18 protein-coding genes are annotated in these 15,564 nt (G+C 59.2%); 14 read left to right on the top strand and 4 right to left on the bottom strand.

Features of this window, described 5'->3' with window-relative positions:
- Positions 1-115: 115 nt before the first annotated feature.
- Positions 116-253 carry a hypothetical protein gene (locus M516_RS25460; RefSeq protein WP_162836707.1) on the top strand — a complete coding sequence of 46 codons (138 nt, stop codon included), beginning with the start codon at positions 116-118 and terminating at the stop codon, positions 251-253.
- Between the two features lie 297 nt (positions 254-550).
- On the opposite strand, the gene M516_RS0105985 is transcribed toward M516_RS25460, so the two are convergent.
- Entirely contained in the window at positions 551-1,132 is a 582-nt protein-coding gene (locus tag M516_RS0105985) for an RDD family protein (protein ID WP_081656458.1), read from the bottom strand.
- 20 nt (positions 1,133-1,152) lie between these two features.
- The gene (gene sppA / locus M516_RS0105990) at positions 1,153-2,118 is read right to left on the bottom strand and encodes a signal peptide peptidase SppA (protein WP_029098314.1); all 966 of its coding nucleotides are present in this window, start codon (positions 2,116-2,118) and stop codon (positions 1,153-1,155) included.
- Between the two features lie 237 nt (positions 2,119-2,355).
- On the opposite strand from sppA, the gene M516_RS0105995 reads away from it, so the two are divergent.
- Positions 2,356-3,084 (top strand): amino acid ABC transporter ATP-binding protein, encoded by a 729-nt coding sequence (locus M516_RS0105995; protein WP_029098315.1) that lies wholly within the window; start codon positions 2,356-2,358, stop codon positions 3,082-3,084.
- Between the two features lie 162 nt (positions 3,085-3,246).
- On the opposite strand, the gene M516_RS0106000 is transcribed toward M516_RS0105995, so the two are convergent.
- The gene (locus M516_RS0106000) at positions 3,247-3,936 is read right to left on the bottom strand and encodes a polysaccharide deacetylase family protein (protein WP_416358649.1); all 690 of its coding nucleotides are present in this window, start codon (positions 3,934-3,936) and stop codon (positions 3,247-3,249) included.
- 154 nt (positions 3,937-4,090) lie between these two features.
- Here M516_RS0106000 and M516_RS0106005 point away from each other — a divergent pair, with 154 nt between their 5' ends.
- Together M516_RS0106005 and M516_RS0106010 are read left to right on the top strand one after the other, a co-directional pair.
- Positions 4,091-4,897, top strand: coding sequence for a DUF2797 domain-containing protein (locus M516_RS0106005; protein ID WP_029098317.1), 807 nt, complete (start codon positions 4,091-4,093; stop codon positions 4,895-4,897).
- Between the two features lie 64 nt (positions 4,898-4,961).
- On the top strand, positions 4,962-5,141 hold the full coding sequence (locus M516_RS0106010; RefSeq protein ID WP_029098318.1) for a hypothetical protein: 180 nt from the start codon (positions 4,962-4,964) through the stop codon (positions 5,139-5,141).
- Between the two features lie 196 nt (positions 5,142-5,337).
- Here the strand turns inward: M516_RS0106010 and M516_RS0106015 are convergent, their stop codons facing one another.
- Positions 5,338-6,576, bottom strand: a complete 1,239-nt coding sequence (locus M516_RS0106015; RefSeq protein WP_029098319.1) for a hypothetical protein — start codon at positions 6,574-6,576, stop codon at positions 5,338-5,340.
- A 349-nt stretch (positions 6,577-6,925) separates the two neighbouring features.
- Between M516_RS0106015 and M516_RS0106020 the strand changes: the two genes are divergently transcribed.
- The 10 genes from M516_RS0106020 (at position 6,926) to pckA (ending at position 15,233) form a co-directional block, all read left to right on the top strand.
- Positions 6,926-7,288, top strand: coding sequence for an arsenate reductase family protein (locus M516_RS0106020; RefSeq protein WP_029098320.1), 363 nt, complete (start codon positions 6,926-6,928; stop codon positions 7,286-7,288).
- A 2-nt stretch (positions 7,289-7,290) separates the two neighbouring features.
- Positions 7,291-8,481: an aminotransferase class I/II-fold pyridoxal phosphate-dependent enzyme gene (locus M516_RS0106025; RefSeq protein ID WP_029098321.1), complete on the top strand. Its 1,191-nt coding sequence runs from the start codon at positions 7,291-7,293 to the stop codon at positions 8,479-8,481.
- 148 nt (positions 8,482-8,629) lie between these two features.
- Positions 8,630-9,178, top strand: coding sequence for a peroxiredoxin (locus tag M516_RS0106030; RefSeq protein ID WP_029098322.1), 549 nt, complete (start codon positions 8,630-8,632; stop codon positions 9,176-9,178).
- 147 nt (positions 9,179-9,325) lie between these two features.
- Positions 9,326-9,778, top strand: a complete 453-nt coding sequence (locus tag M516_RS0106035; RefSeq protein WP_029098323.1) for a redoxin domain-containing protein — start codon at positions 9,326-9,328, stop codon at positions 9,776-9,778.
- Positions 9,779-9,837: 59 nt separating this feature from the next.
- Positions 9,838-10,218 (top strand): glycine cleavage system protein GcvH, encoded by a 381-nt coding sequence (gene gcvH / locus M516_RS0106040; protein ID WP_029098324.1) that lies wholly within the window; start codon positions 9,838-9,840, stop codon positions 10,216-10,218.
- Between the two features lie 367 nt (positions 10,219-10,585).
- Positions 10,586-11,020 carry a hypothetical protein gene (locus tag M516_RS0106045; protein ID WP_029098325.1) on the top strand — a complete coding sequence of 145 codons (435 nt, stop codon included), beginning with the start codon at positions 10,586-10,588 and terminating at the stop codon, positions 11,018-11,020.
- A gap of 26 nt (positions 11,021-11,046) precedes the next feature.
- Positions 11,047-11,439 carry a VOC family protein gene (locus tag M516_RS0106050; RefSeq protein WP_029098326.1) on the top strand — a complete coding sequence of 131 codons (393 nt, stop codon included), beginning with the start codon at positions 11,047-11,049 and terminating at the stop codon, positions 11,437-11,439.
- 124 nt (positions 11,440-11,563) lie between these two features.
- A complete protein-coding gene (locus M516_RS24605) occupies positions 11,564-11,992 on the top strand; it encodes an SCP-2 sterol transfer family protein (protein ID WP_152523353.1) in 429 nt (142 codons plus the stop codon).
- A 197-nt stretch (positions 11,993-12,189) separates the two neighbouring features.
- Positions 12,190-13,350 carry a M20 peptidase aminoacylase family protein gene (locus M516_RS0106060; RefSeq protein ID WP_035289016.1) on the top strand — a complete coding sequence of 387 codons (1,161 nt, stop codon included), beginning with the start codon at positions 12,190-12,192 and terminating at the stop codon, positions 13,348-13,350.
- A 302-nt stretch (positions 13,351-13,652) separates the two neighbouring features.
- Positions 13,653-15,233: a phosphoenolpyruvate carboxykinase (ATP) gene (gene pckA / locus M516_RS0106065; RefSeq protein ID WP_029098329.1), complete on the top strand. Its 1,581-nt coding sequence runs from the start codon at positions 13,653-13,655 to the stop codon at positions 15,231-15,233.
- Positions 15,234-15,564 lie beyond the last annotated feature (331 nt).

Genomic DNA, 15,564 nt, shown 5'->3' on the forward strand with positions numbered 1-15,564 from the left:
AAAGTCCCCCAAATTGGGCGTGGACCCAGAGAATGAGCGGAGCTCCCGGCATAAAAAGAGAACAGCAGGGGAAACGTAAGGATAGTCCCACTTTTTGCCGAAAGGGGTCGACCCGATGCTTACGCCATCCGTGTTCAAACGGGGGATTATCTGGATTCTGTTTTTTCTGCTGAGCCTGGTCGTCGTTCCGTTCTTTACGGATGACAGCAAACCGGCGCCCGCTCCCGCCGCTCCTCAGGCGACCGTCCGATAGGGCGACGGCACACATACCCGCGCTCGCGGCCGGTCCGGCCGATGAGATTGCATGGCTTGCACCCGGCATCCCGTATCACGATCCACGTGGTACGGGATGTTTACGTTTGGGGGGCTGTCCTGGAGGGGCTGTCTGCCGCGCGCCGGCTGCCGTACAGCGCCGGTGTCCGGGCGGATGTCCCCGCGAACCCGCGGACACACGCGCGTTTCCCGTGCAGACCGGCAGCCCGTCCGAACCGAAAACACGGCACGGCGAGACGCGAAGCGCGGCAAAACCGCTGCCGCGGCGCATCCGGCGCTATCTGCGCTCGCGCACCACGTAGGTCTTGGCGATCAGATCGTGCCAGGCCTGTTTCTTGGGATGCCAGCCGGCCCACATGTAGCCCAGCCCGAGCGGCAGGCCGGACAGCAGCTTGCCGACGACCTCCCGCAGGAGCACCTGGCCGATCGTCAGGTTGCCCCGGGGCTGCCGGGCGCTGATCACGCGGATGCCGGTGATCACCTTCCCCAGCGTTTGGCCGCTCCACCAGGTCAAGAGGATCATGTACAAGAAGTCAACCAGCATTTCCAGCCCGTCGACGAGGGAAAAGAGCGCAGCTTCCACGCCCAGCGCCCTGCGGAGCGGATTGAACACGAGCAGGGTGAGGCCGGTGAGAAGCAGGCCGTCGAGCAGCGTGGCCAGCGCGCGAATCCAGAAACCGGCGAAGGCGTAAGAGGGACTGCCGACGTGCTGGTCGGGGCCGGCAAAGCCCGAGACTGTGCCGGTTGCCGCCGCTGCATCGGCGTCAAGCAGCGATTCGGGGGGCTCGTCGCCGGTGCGCCGGAGGGGCCTGTCCGGCCCGTCATCGGCTGCAGACGGGCGGGTGATCTTGTCGTCCATGGATCAAAACCTCCTTGCCGTTACGGCATGTATTGATACAGCAGACGGGGGGAGCCGTGGCGGGTGACGATCCGATCCAGTCCGAGCGGATCGGGATTGGCCCAGCGGCTCTGCAGGCTGAACAGCAGGCTGCCCAGGGAGAGGCTGTCCGTGTAGCGCACGACCAGCGCCTCCCGTTCCCCGGACAGGGAGAGGGCGTATCCGGTGGCGTCGTCCAGGTCGCCAAACCGGTCGACCAGCCCCAACCGCTTCGCCTGTTCGCCCGAGTAAATCCGTCCGTCCGCGATCTGCAAAACGCGTGTGCGGGGCAGTTTGCGCCCCTGGACGATCACGTTGACAAAGCGCTGATAGCTCTCGTTCACCAGTGTTTGAAAGATGTGCCGTTCCGGTTCGGTCAGCGGGCGGGCGGGACTGCCGATGTCCTTGAAGCGACCGCTTTTGATGGCGTACGTCCGAATGCCCAGTTTGTCGATGGCTTCGCTGTAGTTGGTCAGCGAAAAAATCACCCCCAGGCTGCCTGTCAGCGTGTTGGGGTTGGCGAAGATCGTGTCGCCGGCCGTGGCCAGGTAATACCCTCCCGACGCCGCGGTGGAGCCCATGCTGACGACAATCGGAATGCGGCGCGTCTGTTTGAGGCGCAGCAGCCGCCGGTGAATTTCGTCGGTGGCGACGACCTCGCCGCCGGGGCTGTCGATCCGCAAGACGACCGCTTTCACCAGCTCGTCTTCCTCCACGCGGCGCAATTGTTCGGCGAGCCGTTCGGTCATCGGGGCGAGGGAGACGTTGGTCCGCTCGCTGGAGATGACCCCGCTGACAAACAACTGCACGATTTTGCTCGTCCCCGCACCGGAGACGACCGTTTCGTCGATGGCGTACGCCGGATGGTTCGCCATCTGCGCATAGCCGCCGAACAGGCTTTCCACTGTCAGGCCGAGGGCGAACACGGCCAGCACGATGACCAGCGCCGTCCATTTTCTGCGATTCATGACAAACCACCTCACGACATAGCATGTGCCGCACCGCTGACGGCTACGCATCGGCGCGTCGCTGGAAAAAATGGGACGGGCGCTCCCGGCGACGCGCAGACCGGTATTCCGGGAGTCGGCGCGAAGAATCGGCCGGGTCCGTACGGCTAAGCTTGCACAAACTGCTGTAATTTTCGAAACATTGCGCTACAATAGGGAGACAGGGATACAGACATACGGAACCAGGGGGTACTTTGCGTGATCATCCAAGTGACGGACCTGCGAAAGAGTTACGGAAAGCTGGAGGTGCTGAAAGGCATCACCACCCAGGTGGCGGAACGGGAAGTGGTGTGCGTGATCGGGCCGTCCGGCTCGGGGAAAAGCACCTTTTTGCGCTGTCTCAACCAGTTGGAGGAGATGTCGGGCGGACGGATCGTCATCGCCGGCCGCGACCTGAGCGATCCCAAGGTGGACATCAACAAGGTGCGGGAGGAAGTGGGCATGGTGTTCCAGCGGTTCAACCTGTTCCCGCACAAGACCGTGCTGGAAAACGTCACCCTCGCCCCGATCAAGGTGAAGAAGATGCCGCCGGAGGAAGCGCGAAAGCACGGCCTGGCCCTGCTGAAAAAGGTGGGGCTGGAAGACAAGGCGGACGTCTACCCGGACCGCCTCTCGGGCGGACAGATGCAGCGGGTGGCGATTGCCCGCGCGCTGGCCATGAACCCCAAAGTGATGCTGTTTGACGAGCCGACCTCCGCACTCGACCCGGAACTGGTCGGCGAAGTGCTGGGCGTGATGAAAAACCTGGCCAGGGAAGGCATGACCATGATCGTCGTCACGCACGAGATGGGCTTTGCTCGCGAGGTGAGCGACCGGGTGATTTTCATGGACCAGGGCGTCATCGTCGAAGAAGGAGCGCCCGAACAGATTTTTTCCAGTCCGCGAAACGACCGGCTGCGCGCCTTTTTGGGCAGGACGTCGGCGTAAGCGTGCGGCCATATGCGAAAAACGCCCTCCGCGTGAGGGCGTTTTGCTGTTTGTCCACCCCCGGATTCGGATCGCGGGAGCCGGCGGGGCCATGTCCATCCACTGGACGCAAACGGGGCCCGGTTGGCTCGCCGAAGCGAAGGATGCTGACAAACGCAGCACTTATTGGGCGGCGTCCAGAAGCTGGCTCACGGTGACAAAGCGGTAGCCCTGGGAGCGTAGATCGGCAATCAGCTCCTGCAGCGCCGCTACGGTCTGCCGCTGGTTCAGCCCGCCGTCGTGAAACAGGATGATGTCTCCGGCCGAGACGTTGCTTTTGACGCTTTTGGCGATCACCGAGGCGGTGCGGGCCAACGACCAGTCGCGCGGATCGACCGACCAGTGGATGATGTCGTACCCGCATGACTGGACGGCGTTCATCACGTCGTGGGTCATCACGCCGCCGGGCGGCCGGTAGTACTGGGCCAGCACGCCGGTCGTGCGCAGGATGGACTGCTCCGCGCGCTTGATCTCGTCGTAAATCTCCTGTTCGGTCAGCTTGTGCAGGTCGTAGTGATGGTACCCGTGATTGCCGATCTCGTGCCCGGCTTTCTTGATCCACTGCATCACCTTGGGATATTGGTCCGCTTTGGAGCCGAGCACGAAAAAGGTGGCCGACACGTTGTTGCGGTGCAGCACTTCCAGGATCTTCGGCGTGTAGACGGCGTCCGGTCCGTCGTCAAAGGTGAGCGCCACCACCTTTTTCGGGGTGTCGATGCGATGGATGGGCTCGTAGGCGGGGACAGGCGGAACAGACGCGGCGGTTCGGGGCGTCCACCCCAAGAGGCAGAGGAGCAGACAGGCAAACAGCATCCTGCGGTGCAAGACTACCGCCTCCTTTGCATTGTTGTCATCTCCTAGCTTCACCGGGCCCCGGGAAAACATGCTGCCAAAAGAAAACAGCGGCCAGCGGGGAAACGGGATGTGGTAGAATGAAGGGACCGTACATAGGGGAGGAGAGAGTATGGTGGAACTCCGCGGTGTTCTACATGGGCTGGCCCACCAGTACCACGGCAAGGATCAGCCTGTCGACTACTATCTGCAGGTGGGAGAAGACCGGCTGCCGTTGAACGAATGGCTGGGCCGGGAACTGACCATCGCCTTTCTCGGCGAGAAAAACTGCATCGCCTGCGGACGCAAGACCAACAAGACCTTTAACAACGGGTACTGCTACCCCTGTTTTACCAAGCTGCCGGAAAACGACTTGTGCATCGTCAAGCCGCACGAATGCCACTACGATCAGGGGACCTGTCGGGACGCCAGCTTCGGGGAGGCGCATTGCATGATTCCGCACTACGTCTACCTGGCCGTATCCAGCGACGTGAAGGTGGGGCTGACGCGAAAAAACAACGAGCTCAAGCGCTGGGTGGACCAGGGGGCCATCCGCGCCATTCCGATCGCGGAGGTGCCGACTCGGCGCATGGCGGGAGAACTGGAGGTACACCTGAGCCAGTTTTTGCCGGACAAGACCAACTGGCGAAAAATGCTGAAAGGGGACGTCAAGGAAGTGGATCTCCTGGCCCTGCGCGAAGAGGTGTACGCCCACTTCCCCGAGGAGTTCAAGCCGTTTCAGTACCGGGAGGACGAATGGGTGGACATCACCTATCCGATTCTGGAGTCGCTGGACAAGATCCATTCGCTGACGCTGGACAAGCAGGAGAGCGTCGGCGGCAAGCTGATCGGCGTCAAGGCCCAGTACCTGATTTTTGAAAACGGCGTCTTCCAGGCGAAAAAACACGCCGGTTATCAGGTGCAGGTGACTGTCTCCGCCTGACGTGCATAAAGCGGCCGCCTGATCTCCACACTGTAAGACATCGGAGTGGAGGAGGCGAACGCACGTGACCCAAGAGCGGATTCAATACACGGAACCGTTGACCGGCACGCTCGCGGAAGCGGCAGAGGCGGACCCGCTGGGGGTGCCCTTTTCGCCGCTGGCGCAGACGTGGCAGGTCAATCCGGGGGCGGAAGCGGCCGAGCCGGGCGGCGCGCCCGGTGAACCGGCACGGACAACGGAATAAGCGACTGCACGACAGGGAGCGGCAGTCGGCGGTACGCGCGGCTGCCGTTCTTTTGTAATATCGGAAAGTATAAAATTTTGGGGGTTTTTCGCAGTTGAAGATACGTCCCTCATGTTTACCGCTGCTTGGCAAGGTGGTGTAATCGCGCTTTATCCCTTAGCAAAACCGAGTGACTCTGCCAAGCATGCTGCGCCTGTTAACGGCTCAGCTTGGTCAATGTCGCGATTGCTTTTTTATACGCCGCTGCATCTTTCGGATTTTTTTCGGCTTTCACTTTTGTCAGCAGCTTTGCTGCCAGCTTCTTCATTTCCGCAGGATGAGCTTGCGCAAATTGCTTGAGCTTATTGTTGACCAGATAGTCGACATACCAATAAAATTCTCCATTATATATACTGACGTCCAGCTTATCCAGTCCTGCCATGAACGATTGGTACCATTGCAGGCGGAGCTGTTTTTTGGTTGCTACTGCTATTTCCTTCTGCCCGACAAATGCATCGATCATTTCGATCGCCTGGGAGTAATCCTGGTAGTATCGTTCATTCTCTTTGATCTCAGCATTGTTTTGCTTGAGGACATTGATGATCACTTCCTGTGTAGTGGCAATCATATTGTTTTTGAATGCAGTTCCAAGTTGGGTTTTGTATGCGCTGTAAATGTCCGTCGCGTTTCTAATTTTGTACTCGAGATTCAAACTTTGATCGGCCTGAACCAGATTCAGATAATTTCTGGTGTACGTATCGTACAGCTCTTGCACAGTATCATGGTAGTTCGACTCCAGCGACTTGGTGAATTCCGCAATCGATCTCATGGCAACCGAATGCGCCCAGCTGTATTCGGAGAAGCTGCCACCTGGGATATAGTCGGCGAATTGGGGCAAATCGTGCTGAAAACGATCAAGCACGGCGACGACACCATTCATGTATGCATAAAGATACTCGGTGTCGCGATCGGCTACCCAGCTCTCCTGCCAAGATGCATCCACATAGAGTTCGCGCGCTTTGGATACAGCGTAGGTTAAAACTTTCACATCGTTCGCGGAGACTTCTTTCATCTTGGACGTATAGGTCAGCATATCCAGTATCGTCGCTTGTACGTCTTCACGAACTTTGTTGTACGGCGCTCGCTCGTTTGCCTTGTACAGATCGATGATCTCCGATTCTTTCTGAAGAATGTCCTTAACCTTATCTAAGATGTATACCTGCTCCGGGGTCAACGTATCGTTTTTCAACTGCATTTCATAAAAAACCGGGCCAATCCCCATGTAGAGATCTCTTCCTGCACGACAGCCCATGCCGCATTCCTTATTTTTTTCCGCTTCCAACCGCTGCTGGTCTGCTTTTTTCATTTTTTCGACAATCGGCGACGCAGCTGATGCTGAGATGGTGGTAAACAGGCTGAGCGATGCAAAAAGCATGATCGATTTTTTGAACTTCATCAATGTCCCTCCAAGCATGTTTATCCAGTAAATCAAGTCATCGATAGTCTGACGTTTTTATTACCAATTTCGTTACATTTCACCAGAAACCTGTACACGTCGTCCATCGGAAACAGTCGAACTAAGGCTTTGCCCGCGCCAAGGCTTGGCAAAGCCAAGTTTTCTAACCTGCTCACGGCCGCCCCCGGCTGAACAAGAGAGGGTCCAATGGAATCGTCACTTGTCATGAACGTTTTCTTGCTGCCTTCAGACAGATACCTTTTTTGCTGCCAGGGCCATCATGGTATGCTAGAAGCAGGAACCATTCTTTCCACCTGCTTTTTATAACGAGTGTTCGAGGTGAACCAGTATGACGATCAAAGCATACCTCTACGACAAATGCGGCACCTGCCGCAAAGCGAAGCAGTGGCTCAACCGGCACGGTGTCGCCATTGAGGAGATTCCCATCGTCGAGGCGCCGCCGTCCAAGGAGGAGCTGCGCCGGATGTGGCAGGCGAGCGGGCTCGACCTGCGCAAGTTTTTCAACACCAGCGGCCAGCACTACCGTGAACTGGGGCTGAAGGACAAGCTGCCCGCGATGAGCGAGGACGAGATGCTGGAACTGCTTTCGTCCAACGGCAAGCTGATCAAGCGTCCGCTGGTGACGGACGGCAGGACGGTAACAGTTGGCTTCAAGGAAGACGAGTACGAAAAAGCGTGGGGGGCGCGCTGACGATGCGGACCCCGTCGCGGCGTTTGGAGCACCTGTCGTCGGCGATATTTTCCGAACTCGCGAGGCGCAAGCGGAGCGCGGCGCAGCGCCGTCCCGTCATCGACCTGAGCATCGGCAGTCCGGACCAGCCGCCCGCGCCTGAGCTGGTGGACGTGCTGGTCGAAGCCGTGCGGCAGCCGGGAGCGTTCGGCTATCCGATGACCGACGGGACGGACGAATTTCGCGCCGAAGTGGCCCACTGGTACCGGTACCGGTTCGGCGTCGCGCTCGATCCCGACAGGGAGGTACACTCGCTGATGGGCTCCCAGGACGGTCTGGCCCACTTTGCCCTGGCCTGGGCCGACCCCGGCGACGTGGTGCTGGTGCCGGACCCGGGGTATCCCATCTACGCCGGCAGCGTCCGTTTGGCGGGGGCCGACCTGTACCCGATGCCGCTGCGGGCGGAAAACGACTTCCTGCCCGATCTGGCGAAAATTCCGGAAGAGGTGGCCCGGCGCGCCCGCTTCATGATTCTCAACTATCCGAACAACCCGGTGTCTGCCGTGGCCCCGCTCTCCTTTTTTGAACAGGTGGTGTCCTTTGCCAAACAGCACGACATCATCGTGGTGCACGACCTGGCCTACTCGGAAATGGCGTTTGACGGTTATCGGCCGCCCAGTTTTCTGCAGGCGCCCGGAGCCAAAGACGTGGGCATCGAGTTCAACTCGTTTTCCAAAAGCTTCAACATGGCCGGCTGCCGGATCGCCTACGTGGTAGGCAATGAAGAGATCATCAAGCCGCTGGCCGCGGTCAAATCCAACGTGGATTACGGCGTCTTTCTCCCTGTGCAGCAGATGGCGGTGGCGGCGCTGCGGCTGGACAGGGAGTCGGGTTCGCCAAACGCGGTGGGCCCCCTCTACCAGGAACGGCGTGACGTGTTGCTCGCTGCGCTGCGGGAAGCGGGCTGGTCGATCGAGCCGCCCAAGGCGACCATGTTTGTCTGGGCGCCGGTGCCGGCCGGATGGAGTTCCCGGGCGTTTGCCTTTGCCCTGCTGGAAGAAGCGGGCGTGGTGGTCGTCCCCGGCAGCGCATTCGGCGCGGAAGGAGAAGGCTACGTGCGCATTGCTCTGGTGCAGCCGCCGGACGTGCTGCGGGAAGCGGCCGACAGGATCGCGGCATCCGGCATTTTGCAAAGAAGGCCGACCGGCGTATAGACTCCCCCGCGAGTGGAAAACCTAGCTGTTGGGCCATTGAGATGGAATTACAGGTTGAAATGATTCCTATATTATATTGACTATAAAGAGTTCCGTTGATATGATGAGAACTGTAGGCAATACAACAATTCCAAGGAGGTTGTTACATATGGCACAACGTCTTGTTGGTCTTCCGGCCCCTGACTTTACTCTGGAAACCGCTCTCGGCAACGGCAAGGATTTCGGTAAGGTTTCCCTCTCCGACTACCGCGGCAAATGGCTGGTGCTGTTCTTCTATCCGCTCGACTTTACTTTCGTGTGCCCGACGGAAATCATCGCGCTGAGCGATGCGATCGAAGACTTCAAGGATCTGGATGCGGAAGTGCTCGGCGTATCCGTTGACTCCAAGCACTCCCACCGCGCATGGATCAACACTCCGCGCGACCAAAACGGTCTGGGCGGCCTGAACTACCCGCTCGCTTCCGACTTCAACAAAACCACCGCTCGCGCTTACGGCGTTCTGGATGAAGAAGCCGGCGTAGCATTCCGCGGTCTGTTCATCATTGACCCGGAAGGCATTCTGCGCTACCAAGTGGTAACCGATCTGAACATCGGCCGCTCCGTAGACGAAACGCTGCGCGTGCTGCAAGCACTGCAATCCGGCGGTCTGTGCCCGGCCAACTGGCGTCCGGGTGAAGCTCACCTGACTGCGAAGTAAGAATCGCGACAACAGGATGAAAAAGGGTCTAACAACCTGCTGTTAGACCCTTTTTTTGCAGGATCGAAGTGCGGCGACTCCTATCAATAGTAGGGCCGCTTTCGGCATATGCTTTTCTGTAGGAACTCGAAAGGAGATGTGCTTTCCATGCGTTTGCGCGAAGAACTGCCTGATTTCCCCGGTGTGACGGAATGGGTCAACGGACAGGCGAGCAAGTCCGAACTGGCCGGCAAACCGGTCCTGGTTCACTTCTGGTCGATTAGCTGTTACATGTGCAAGGAGTCGCTGCCGCAGGTCAACGAGTGGCGCGATAAATACGCCGCCAACGGCCTGCAGGTGGTGGGCATCCACATGCCGCGCTCCGAAGCGGATACCAACGTGGAGGCGATCAAGGAAACCATCGCCGAGTACAAGCTGACGCACCCGATTGCCATCGACAACCAGATGAAGACCACCGACGCGTTCCAAAACGAATACGTCCCGGCTTTCTACCTGTTTGACGAAAACCTGCAGCTCCGCCACTTCCAGGCGGGCGAGAAGGGGCTCAACCTGGTGAAGAAACGCCTTCATCGAATTTTGGGGATTGAAGAGGAATCCTAGAGCGTTTGTCCAATAAGTAAGGGGTAATTGACTGTACCCGATAGGAGGATACGTGAGCGATGGAATTCCCGAAACACCTTCGTTACAGTGAAGAGCACGAGTGGGTGCGCGTAGAAGGAAACAAGGCGTATATCGGCATTACGGCTTTTGCCCAATCCGAGCTGGGCGACATCGTGTTCGTCGAACTGCCGGAAGTAGGGGCCGAGATCAAGCAGGATGAACCGTTTGGCAGCGTGGAGTCGGTCAAGACCGTATCCGAGCTGTATGCTCCTGTCAGCGGAAAAGTGGTGGAGGTAAACGGCGAGCTGGAAAACGCGCCGGAGCTGGTCAACACGTCGCCGTACGAACAGGCGTGGATGATCGTCGTGGAAATGTCCGATCCGAGCGAGCTGGATAAGCTGCTGGACGCGGACAAATACGAAGCGATGGTAAAAGAATAGGCACGTGGACGAAAAGGCCGGAAGCGGTATGCTCCGGCCTTTTGTGCATGGGGCGGCCGGGGCTCCGGGACGGGCCAAGCGGCGGGACACCACGAAACTGCTGCCCGATGAGGGGGAGAAAACGCGCCGGGCTGCGGGCGGCGGCGTCCAGGCAGGAGCGGAAAATGCGCCGGAAATGTTCGGACTAGTCAGAAAAAAGTGGTCAGTGCTGTTGTTTTCCGATACAATAGGAGTACGATTTCACCCCTTCCGCGCAGGGTACTGGTATCATTTGCGTCTGGAGTTGACGTCCGTTTGTAGGCTACAATGCCTATACAGACAGAATTCGTGCAAACGTGCAAGCGTTTGGCGAAAAGGAGGGAGAGGTATGAGCTTTTGCTGCGGAGCCGGAATGGTCGGTTCGATCGGGACCGTGCGTCATTACAAGACGCTTGTGCACAACGTGCCCATCCTGTTTTGCCCGGTTTGCGACCGGATCGAAGTCCATCCGGCCATTGAGGGAGAGTACGAGATCTTGGTAGAGTATGCGCAGGGCGATAATGCACCGGAAGTCGACTTTGCCGACTTTGTGAGTGTTGACAATACATCCGAGTTGTTTGAGAATTGTAGCATGACGGACGAAGCAGCCAGCTTCGCCGACGTGCTGAAACAGCAGATTGACATTTCCCTCGACTTGCTGGGCGTGGCGAAAGAGCTGAACGACGACGACTGGCGGGAAGCGCTGATGCTTCGCCTCAAGCGGTTGAGCGAGCGGCTGAAGCAGTACAACAAGCGGAAGGAAATGTCAAAGCGCAGCGTGTGATCGAGTTGACGTGGGAGGCAGTGTAAATGTTTCATTTGAAAGGTGTACACCACATCGCCCTGAATTGCCGCGATGTCGTGAAGGTAGCTCGTTTTTTCAAAGACATATTGGAAGTTCCCATCCCGGATGAACACATGACAGAAGGAGCACCTATCTACTTTCAAATCGGCACTTACACACGGATTGGTCTCCATCCCTGCACCGGTGACGAAGGCAAAGGCGGCATCGGACAGGTGGATCACATCGCCTTTTCCGTGACCAGCCGGGCGGAGCTGGATTACCTGGTCGACAAGCTGGAGGCATGCAACATCTGCTACCGCGGCCCCATTGCCCGGCCGACCAGCTACAACCTCTATTTTGAAACGCCGGACGGCCACCATCTGGAGGTCCGCCTGGACAAGGACGAGTTTGACGAGTAACCAAGCAGCGGCTTTGAGATAGATGGAGAACGGCATCTGCAGACGGCAGGTGCCGTTTTGCTGTCCCGAGGGCCATCTGCCGGCGTCCCGCCCTGCGGGTGTGTGTCGAGAAAAAGGGTGGCGGATGACACCAGCCGACATCGGCTCCGACTGCTCGTCAAAGGATTCGACCCGCCCCTCCCCGAACGTAAGGGAGAAGAAAAAGGAGGAGATGGCGGTGGCGGTGTGTCTGGAGCGGCTGTTGGCGGAGAAGGCGGAACGGGTGGGGCGGAAAGCCCATTTGAAACCCTTGACGGCCGGATGGGACCGGGTCGTGGGGATTGTCGCGGAAGATGTGCCGGCGCGCTACTGCCTGACGTTTTCCGGCGGCGGCGTGGCGTGTACGGCATGGCAGGAACCGGTCCATCTGGAAGTGCGGGGGCGCGCGCGTGATCTGGCGATGCTGTTCGGCGGCGATGAGCTGGCCTACCAGTACGCCAAGCAGCAGGTGTCCACAAAGGGACGGATCGGCGACCGGCTGAAGCTGGAGGCGCTGCTCCGCTTGTCGGGCTGAACGGCCGGATACGGATGGCGGCCGGAAGGGGCCAGGTGCGCCGTCGCGGCGCCGTGACTGTCCCCTGCGGTGCTGAGCCGGTCCTGTGCTATAATGGTCCCGGGAGAACGTTCCGGTCGGAAGACGAGACAACAGGGAACAGCCATGCTCGATGATGACGGAACATTCGCAATACGGTGAAAAAAGGAGAGGGGAACATGACGACAGCGCTGCCGTTGAAAGAGACGCTGGCCGCGCGGCAAGCCCACGTATACCGCACGTTTGACCATCTGCACGCCCATCCGGAGATCAGTTGGAAAGAAGTGGAGACGACCCGCTATCTGGCAGACCGGATGCGTGCCCTGGGGCTGCGCGTGACGGCGTTTGACGACTGCACCGGGCTGGTGGCGGAGTGGGGGGAAGGCAAGCCGGTCGTGGGCCTCAGGACCGACATCGACGCGCTTTGGCAGGAAGTGGACGGTGTGTGGCGGGCCAATCACTCGTGCGGTCACGACGCCCACATGACGATCGTGCTGGAGGCGGTGGAGGCGCTGATCGCTTCCGGGTACCGGCCGAAAGGGACCGTGAAAATCCTGTTCCAGCCCGCCGAGGAAAAGGGAGAGGGCGCGCTCAAGCTGGTGGAAAAAGGGGTGGTGGACGACATCGACTTCCTCTACGGCGTCCATCTGCGGCCGATTCAAGAAATGGCGGCGGGCGACGCAGGGCCGGCGATCTACAACGGCGCGGCGATGTTCATGACGGGAGAGATCACCGGCGTGTCGGCGCACGGGGCCCGGCCGCACCTGGGCGTGAACGCCATCGAGGTAGCGGGGGCCATCCTCAACGGGTTGGGGCAGGTGCGCACCAATCCGATGGTGCCGGCGACCGTGAAAATGACCATGCTGCAGGCGGGCGGGGACAGCTACAACATCATCCCCGACAAGGCCCGCTTCGCGCTTGACCTGCGGGCGCAGACCAACCAGGCGATGGAGGAGCTGGCCGCCCGCGTCCGGCAGGTGATCGACGGCGCGGCCGCGATGTTTGGGGCCGACATCAGCGTGACGACCGGTTCGCGGATGGTGGCGGCGGAAGTGGACGAAGAGGCCAGGCGGCTGATGGAACAGGCGATCGTGGACGTCTTGGGAGCGGAACACCTGCGGCCCGCTCCGGTAAGTCCCGGCGCGGAAGACTTTCATTTTTACACCGTGGAGCGGCCGCACATCAAGGCGACGATGCTCGCGCTTGGCTGCGATCTGACGCCCGGGCTGCACCATCCGCACATGCGCTTCGATCGCACCGCCCTGCTTGCCGGCGCGGAAATCCTCGCGCGCGTTGTGGTCCGGACATTTGCCCACCTCCACGGGGAGCAATCAGCGTAAATACGGGGAACGGTGCCTCCGCCATCCGGCGGAGGCTTTTGTCGTTCGGCGCCATGCAGGCAGTGCTGCCATGATCTGGAACGGACAAAAGCGATGCGGAGGCGGAGGAAGCGGACGCGCCGGGGAACCCTAGAAACAGGAAACCCCGGCCGAATGTGTTGGCAGACAGTCATTCACATTTTGTTCACACCCAAAAATTAAAATCTTGTAGCTTATTTAACGAAATGTGATATACTAATTACAAATCAAGTGACATGAGAAAGGCATGACTCGGATTTACATGGGAAGGAGATCGTTCACACATGGAAACCAAGACGGTTTACAAGCTTGCTGACGTACTGGCGACGGCAACCGTTCACGCAAACCTGCCTGTCGCCCAACTCGTTGAGATGGCGGTAAAACGCGGCGAAGGCATTCTGACCGACAAGGGAGCGCTCAACGCGTTAACGGGTAAGTTTACCGGCCGCTCGCCCAAAGACAAATTTGTGGTGGACGAAGCCTCCGTGCATGATAAAGTCAACTGGGGACCGGTCAACCAGCCGATCTCTCCGGAGAAGTTTCAGGCCCTCTACCAGGACGTGTTGGAGTACCTGCAGACGAAAGAGCTGTTCGTCTTTGACGGCTTTGCCGGCGCGGACAAAACCTACCGTCTGCCGATCCGCGTGGTAAACGAATACGCGTGGCACAACCTGTTTGCCCGCCAGCTCTTCATCCGCCCGACCGCGGAAGAACTGGCCGAGCACAAGCCGGAGTTCACCGTCATTTACGCGCCGACATTCAAGGCCGACCCGGCTGTTCATGGCACCAATTCGGAGACGTTCATCATCATCAGCTTTGAACAGAAAACCGTGCTGATCGGTGGGACCGAATACGCCGGCGAAATGAAAAAATCGATTTTCAGCGTGATGAATCTGCTGCTGCCCGAGCGCAACGTGCTGTCCATGCACTGCTCCGCCAACGTGGGCAAAGACGGCGATGTGGCGCTGTTCTTCGGCCTCTCCGGCACGGGCAAGACAACGCTGTCCGCCGACCCGAACCGCTTCCTGATCGGCGATGACGAGCACGGCTGGTCGGACGACGGCGTCTTCAACATCGAGGGCGGCTGCTACGCCAAGTGCATCCGCTTGTCCGAAGAAGGCGAGCCGCAAATCTGGAAGGCGATCCAGTTCGGCACCGTGCTGGAAAACGTGGTGGTCGACCCGGTGAGCCGCGTCGCCGATTACGACAGCGATGCCTACACGGAAAACACCCGCGCCGCCTATCCGGTTGAAGCGATTCCGGGCGCCGTCATTCCGGGCGTCGGCGGCCATCCGAACGTGATCATCTTCCTGACCGCCGATTCCTTCGGAGTGCTTCCGCCGATCTCCAAACTGTCGAAGGAACAGGCGATGTACCACTTCCTGTCCGGCTACACCAGCAAAATGGCCGGCACCGAGCGCGGCGTGACCACTCCGCAGACGGAGTTCTCCACCTGCTTTGGCTCTCCGTTCCTGCCGCTGCATCCGGTCGTCTACGCCGAGATGCTGGGCAAAAAGATCGACGAGCGCGACGTGCGGGTCTACCTGGTCAACACCGGTTGGACCGGCGGACCGGTCGGCGTGGGCTCGCGCATGAAGCTGGCCTACACCCGCGCGATGGTAACCGCTGCGCTGAACGGCGAACTGGAACACGTGGACTACGTGACCGATCCCGTCTTTGGCGTGCAGGTGCCGACGTCCTGCCCGAACGTGCCGGCGGACGTGCTGCAGCCGCGCAACACCTGGGCGGACAAGGAAGCGTACGACAAGCAGGCGCGCGAATTGGCGGCCCGCTTCGTCGAGAACTTCCAGAAGAAATTCCCCAACGCGACAGACATCGCCAAGGCGGGTCCGCGCGTTCAATAACCAGGATACGCAAAAGGCGCCCCGGCCGGAATGGCCGCCGGGCGCCTTTTTTTCGCGAGTATGGCAACGGCCCGCATGTCCGCATGACAGGCTGGCCATACAGACTGCTGCCCGCTTTATTCAAACGTTTGGGCTGCCGTGTTTCTTCGCTCACCATTTTCAGCGGACCGTGTTTCGGGAACGTTCACCACAGGGGACGTCCGTTTGCTGCCCGTACAAGCCCAAGTCAATCGAGGGTCTTTTTTCCAGTCACATGGAATTGATTTTTCTTTTTAAAGGAAGTAAAAATGATATGAATGCCCAGTACGCGGAAACAACTTGCTAAATATAC

It is taken from the genome of Brevibacillus thermoruber 423 (assembly GCF_000454065.1).
Lineage (GTDB): Bacteria > Bacillota > Bacilli > Brevibacillales > Brevibacillaceae > Brevibacillus > Brevibacillus thermoruber.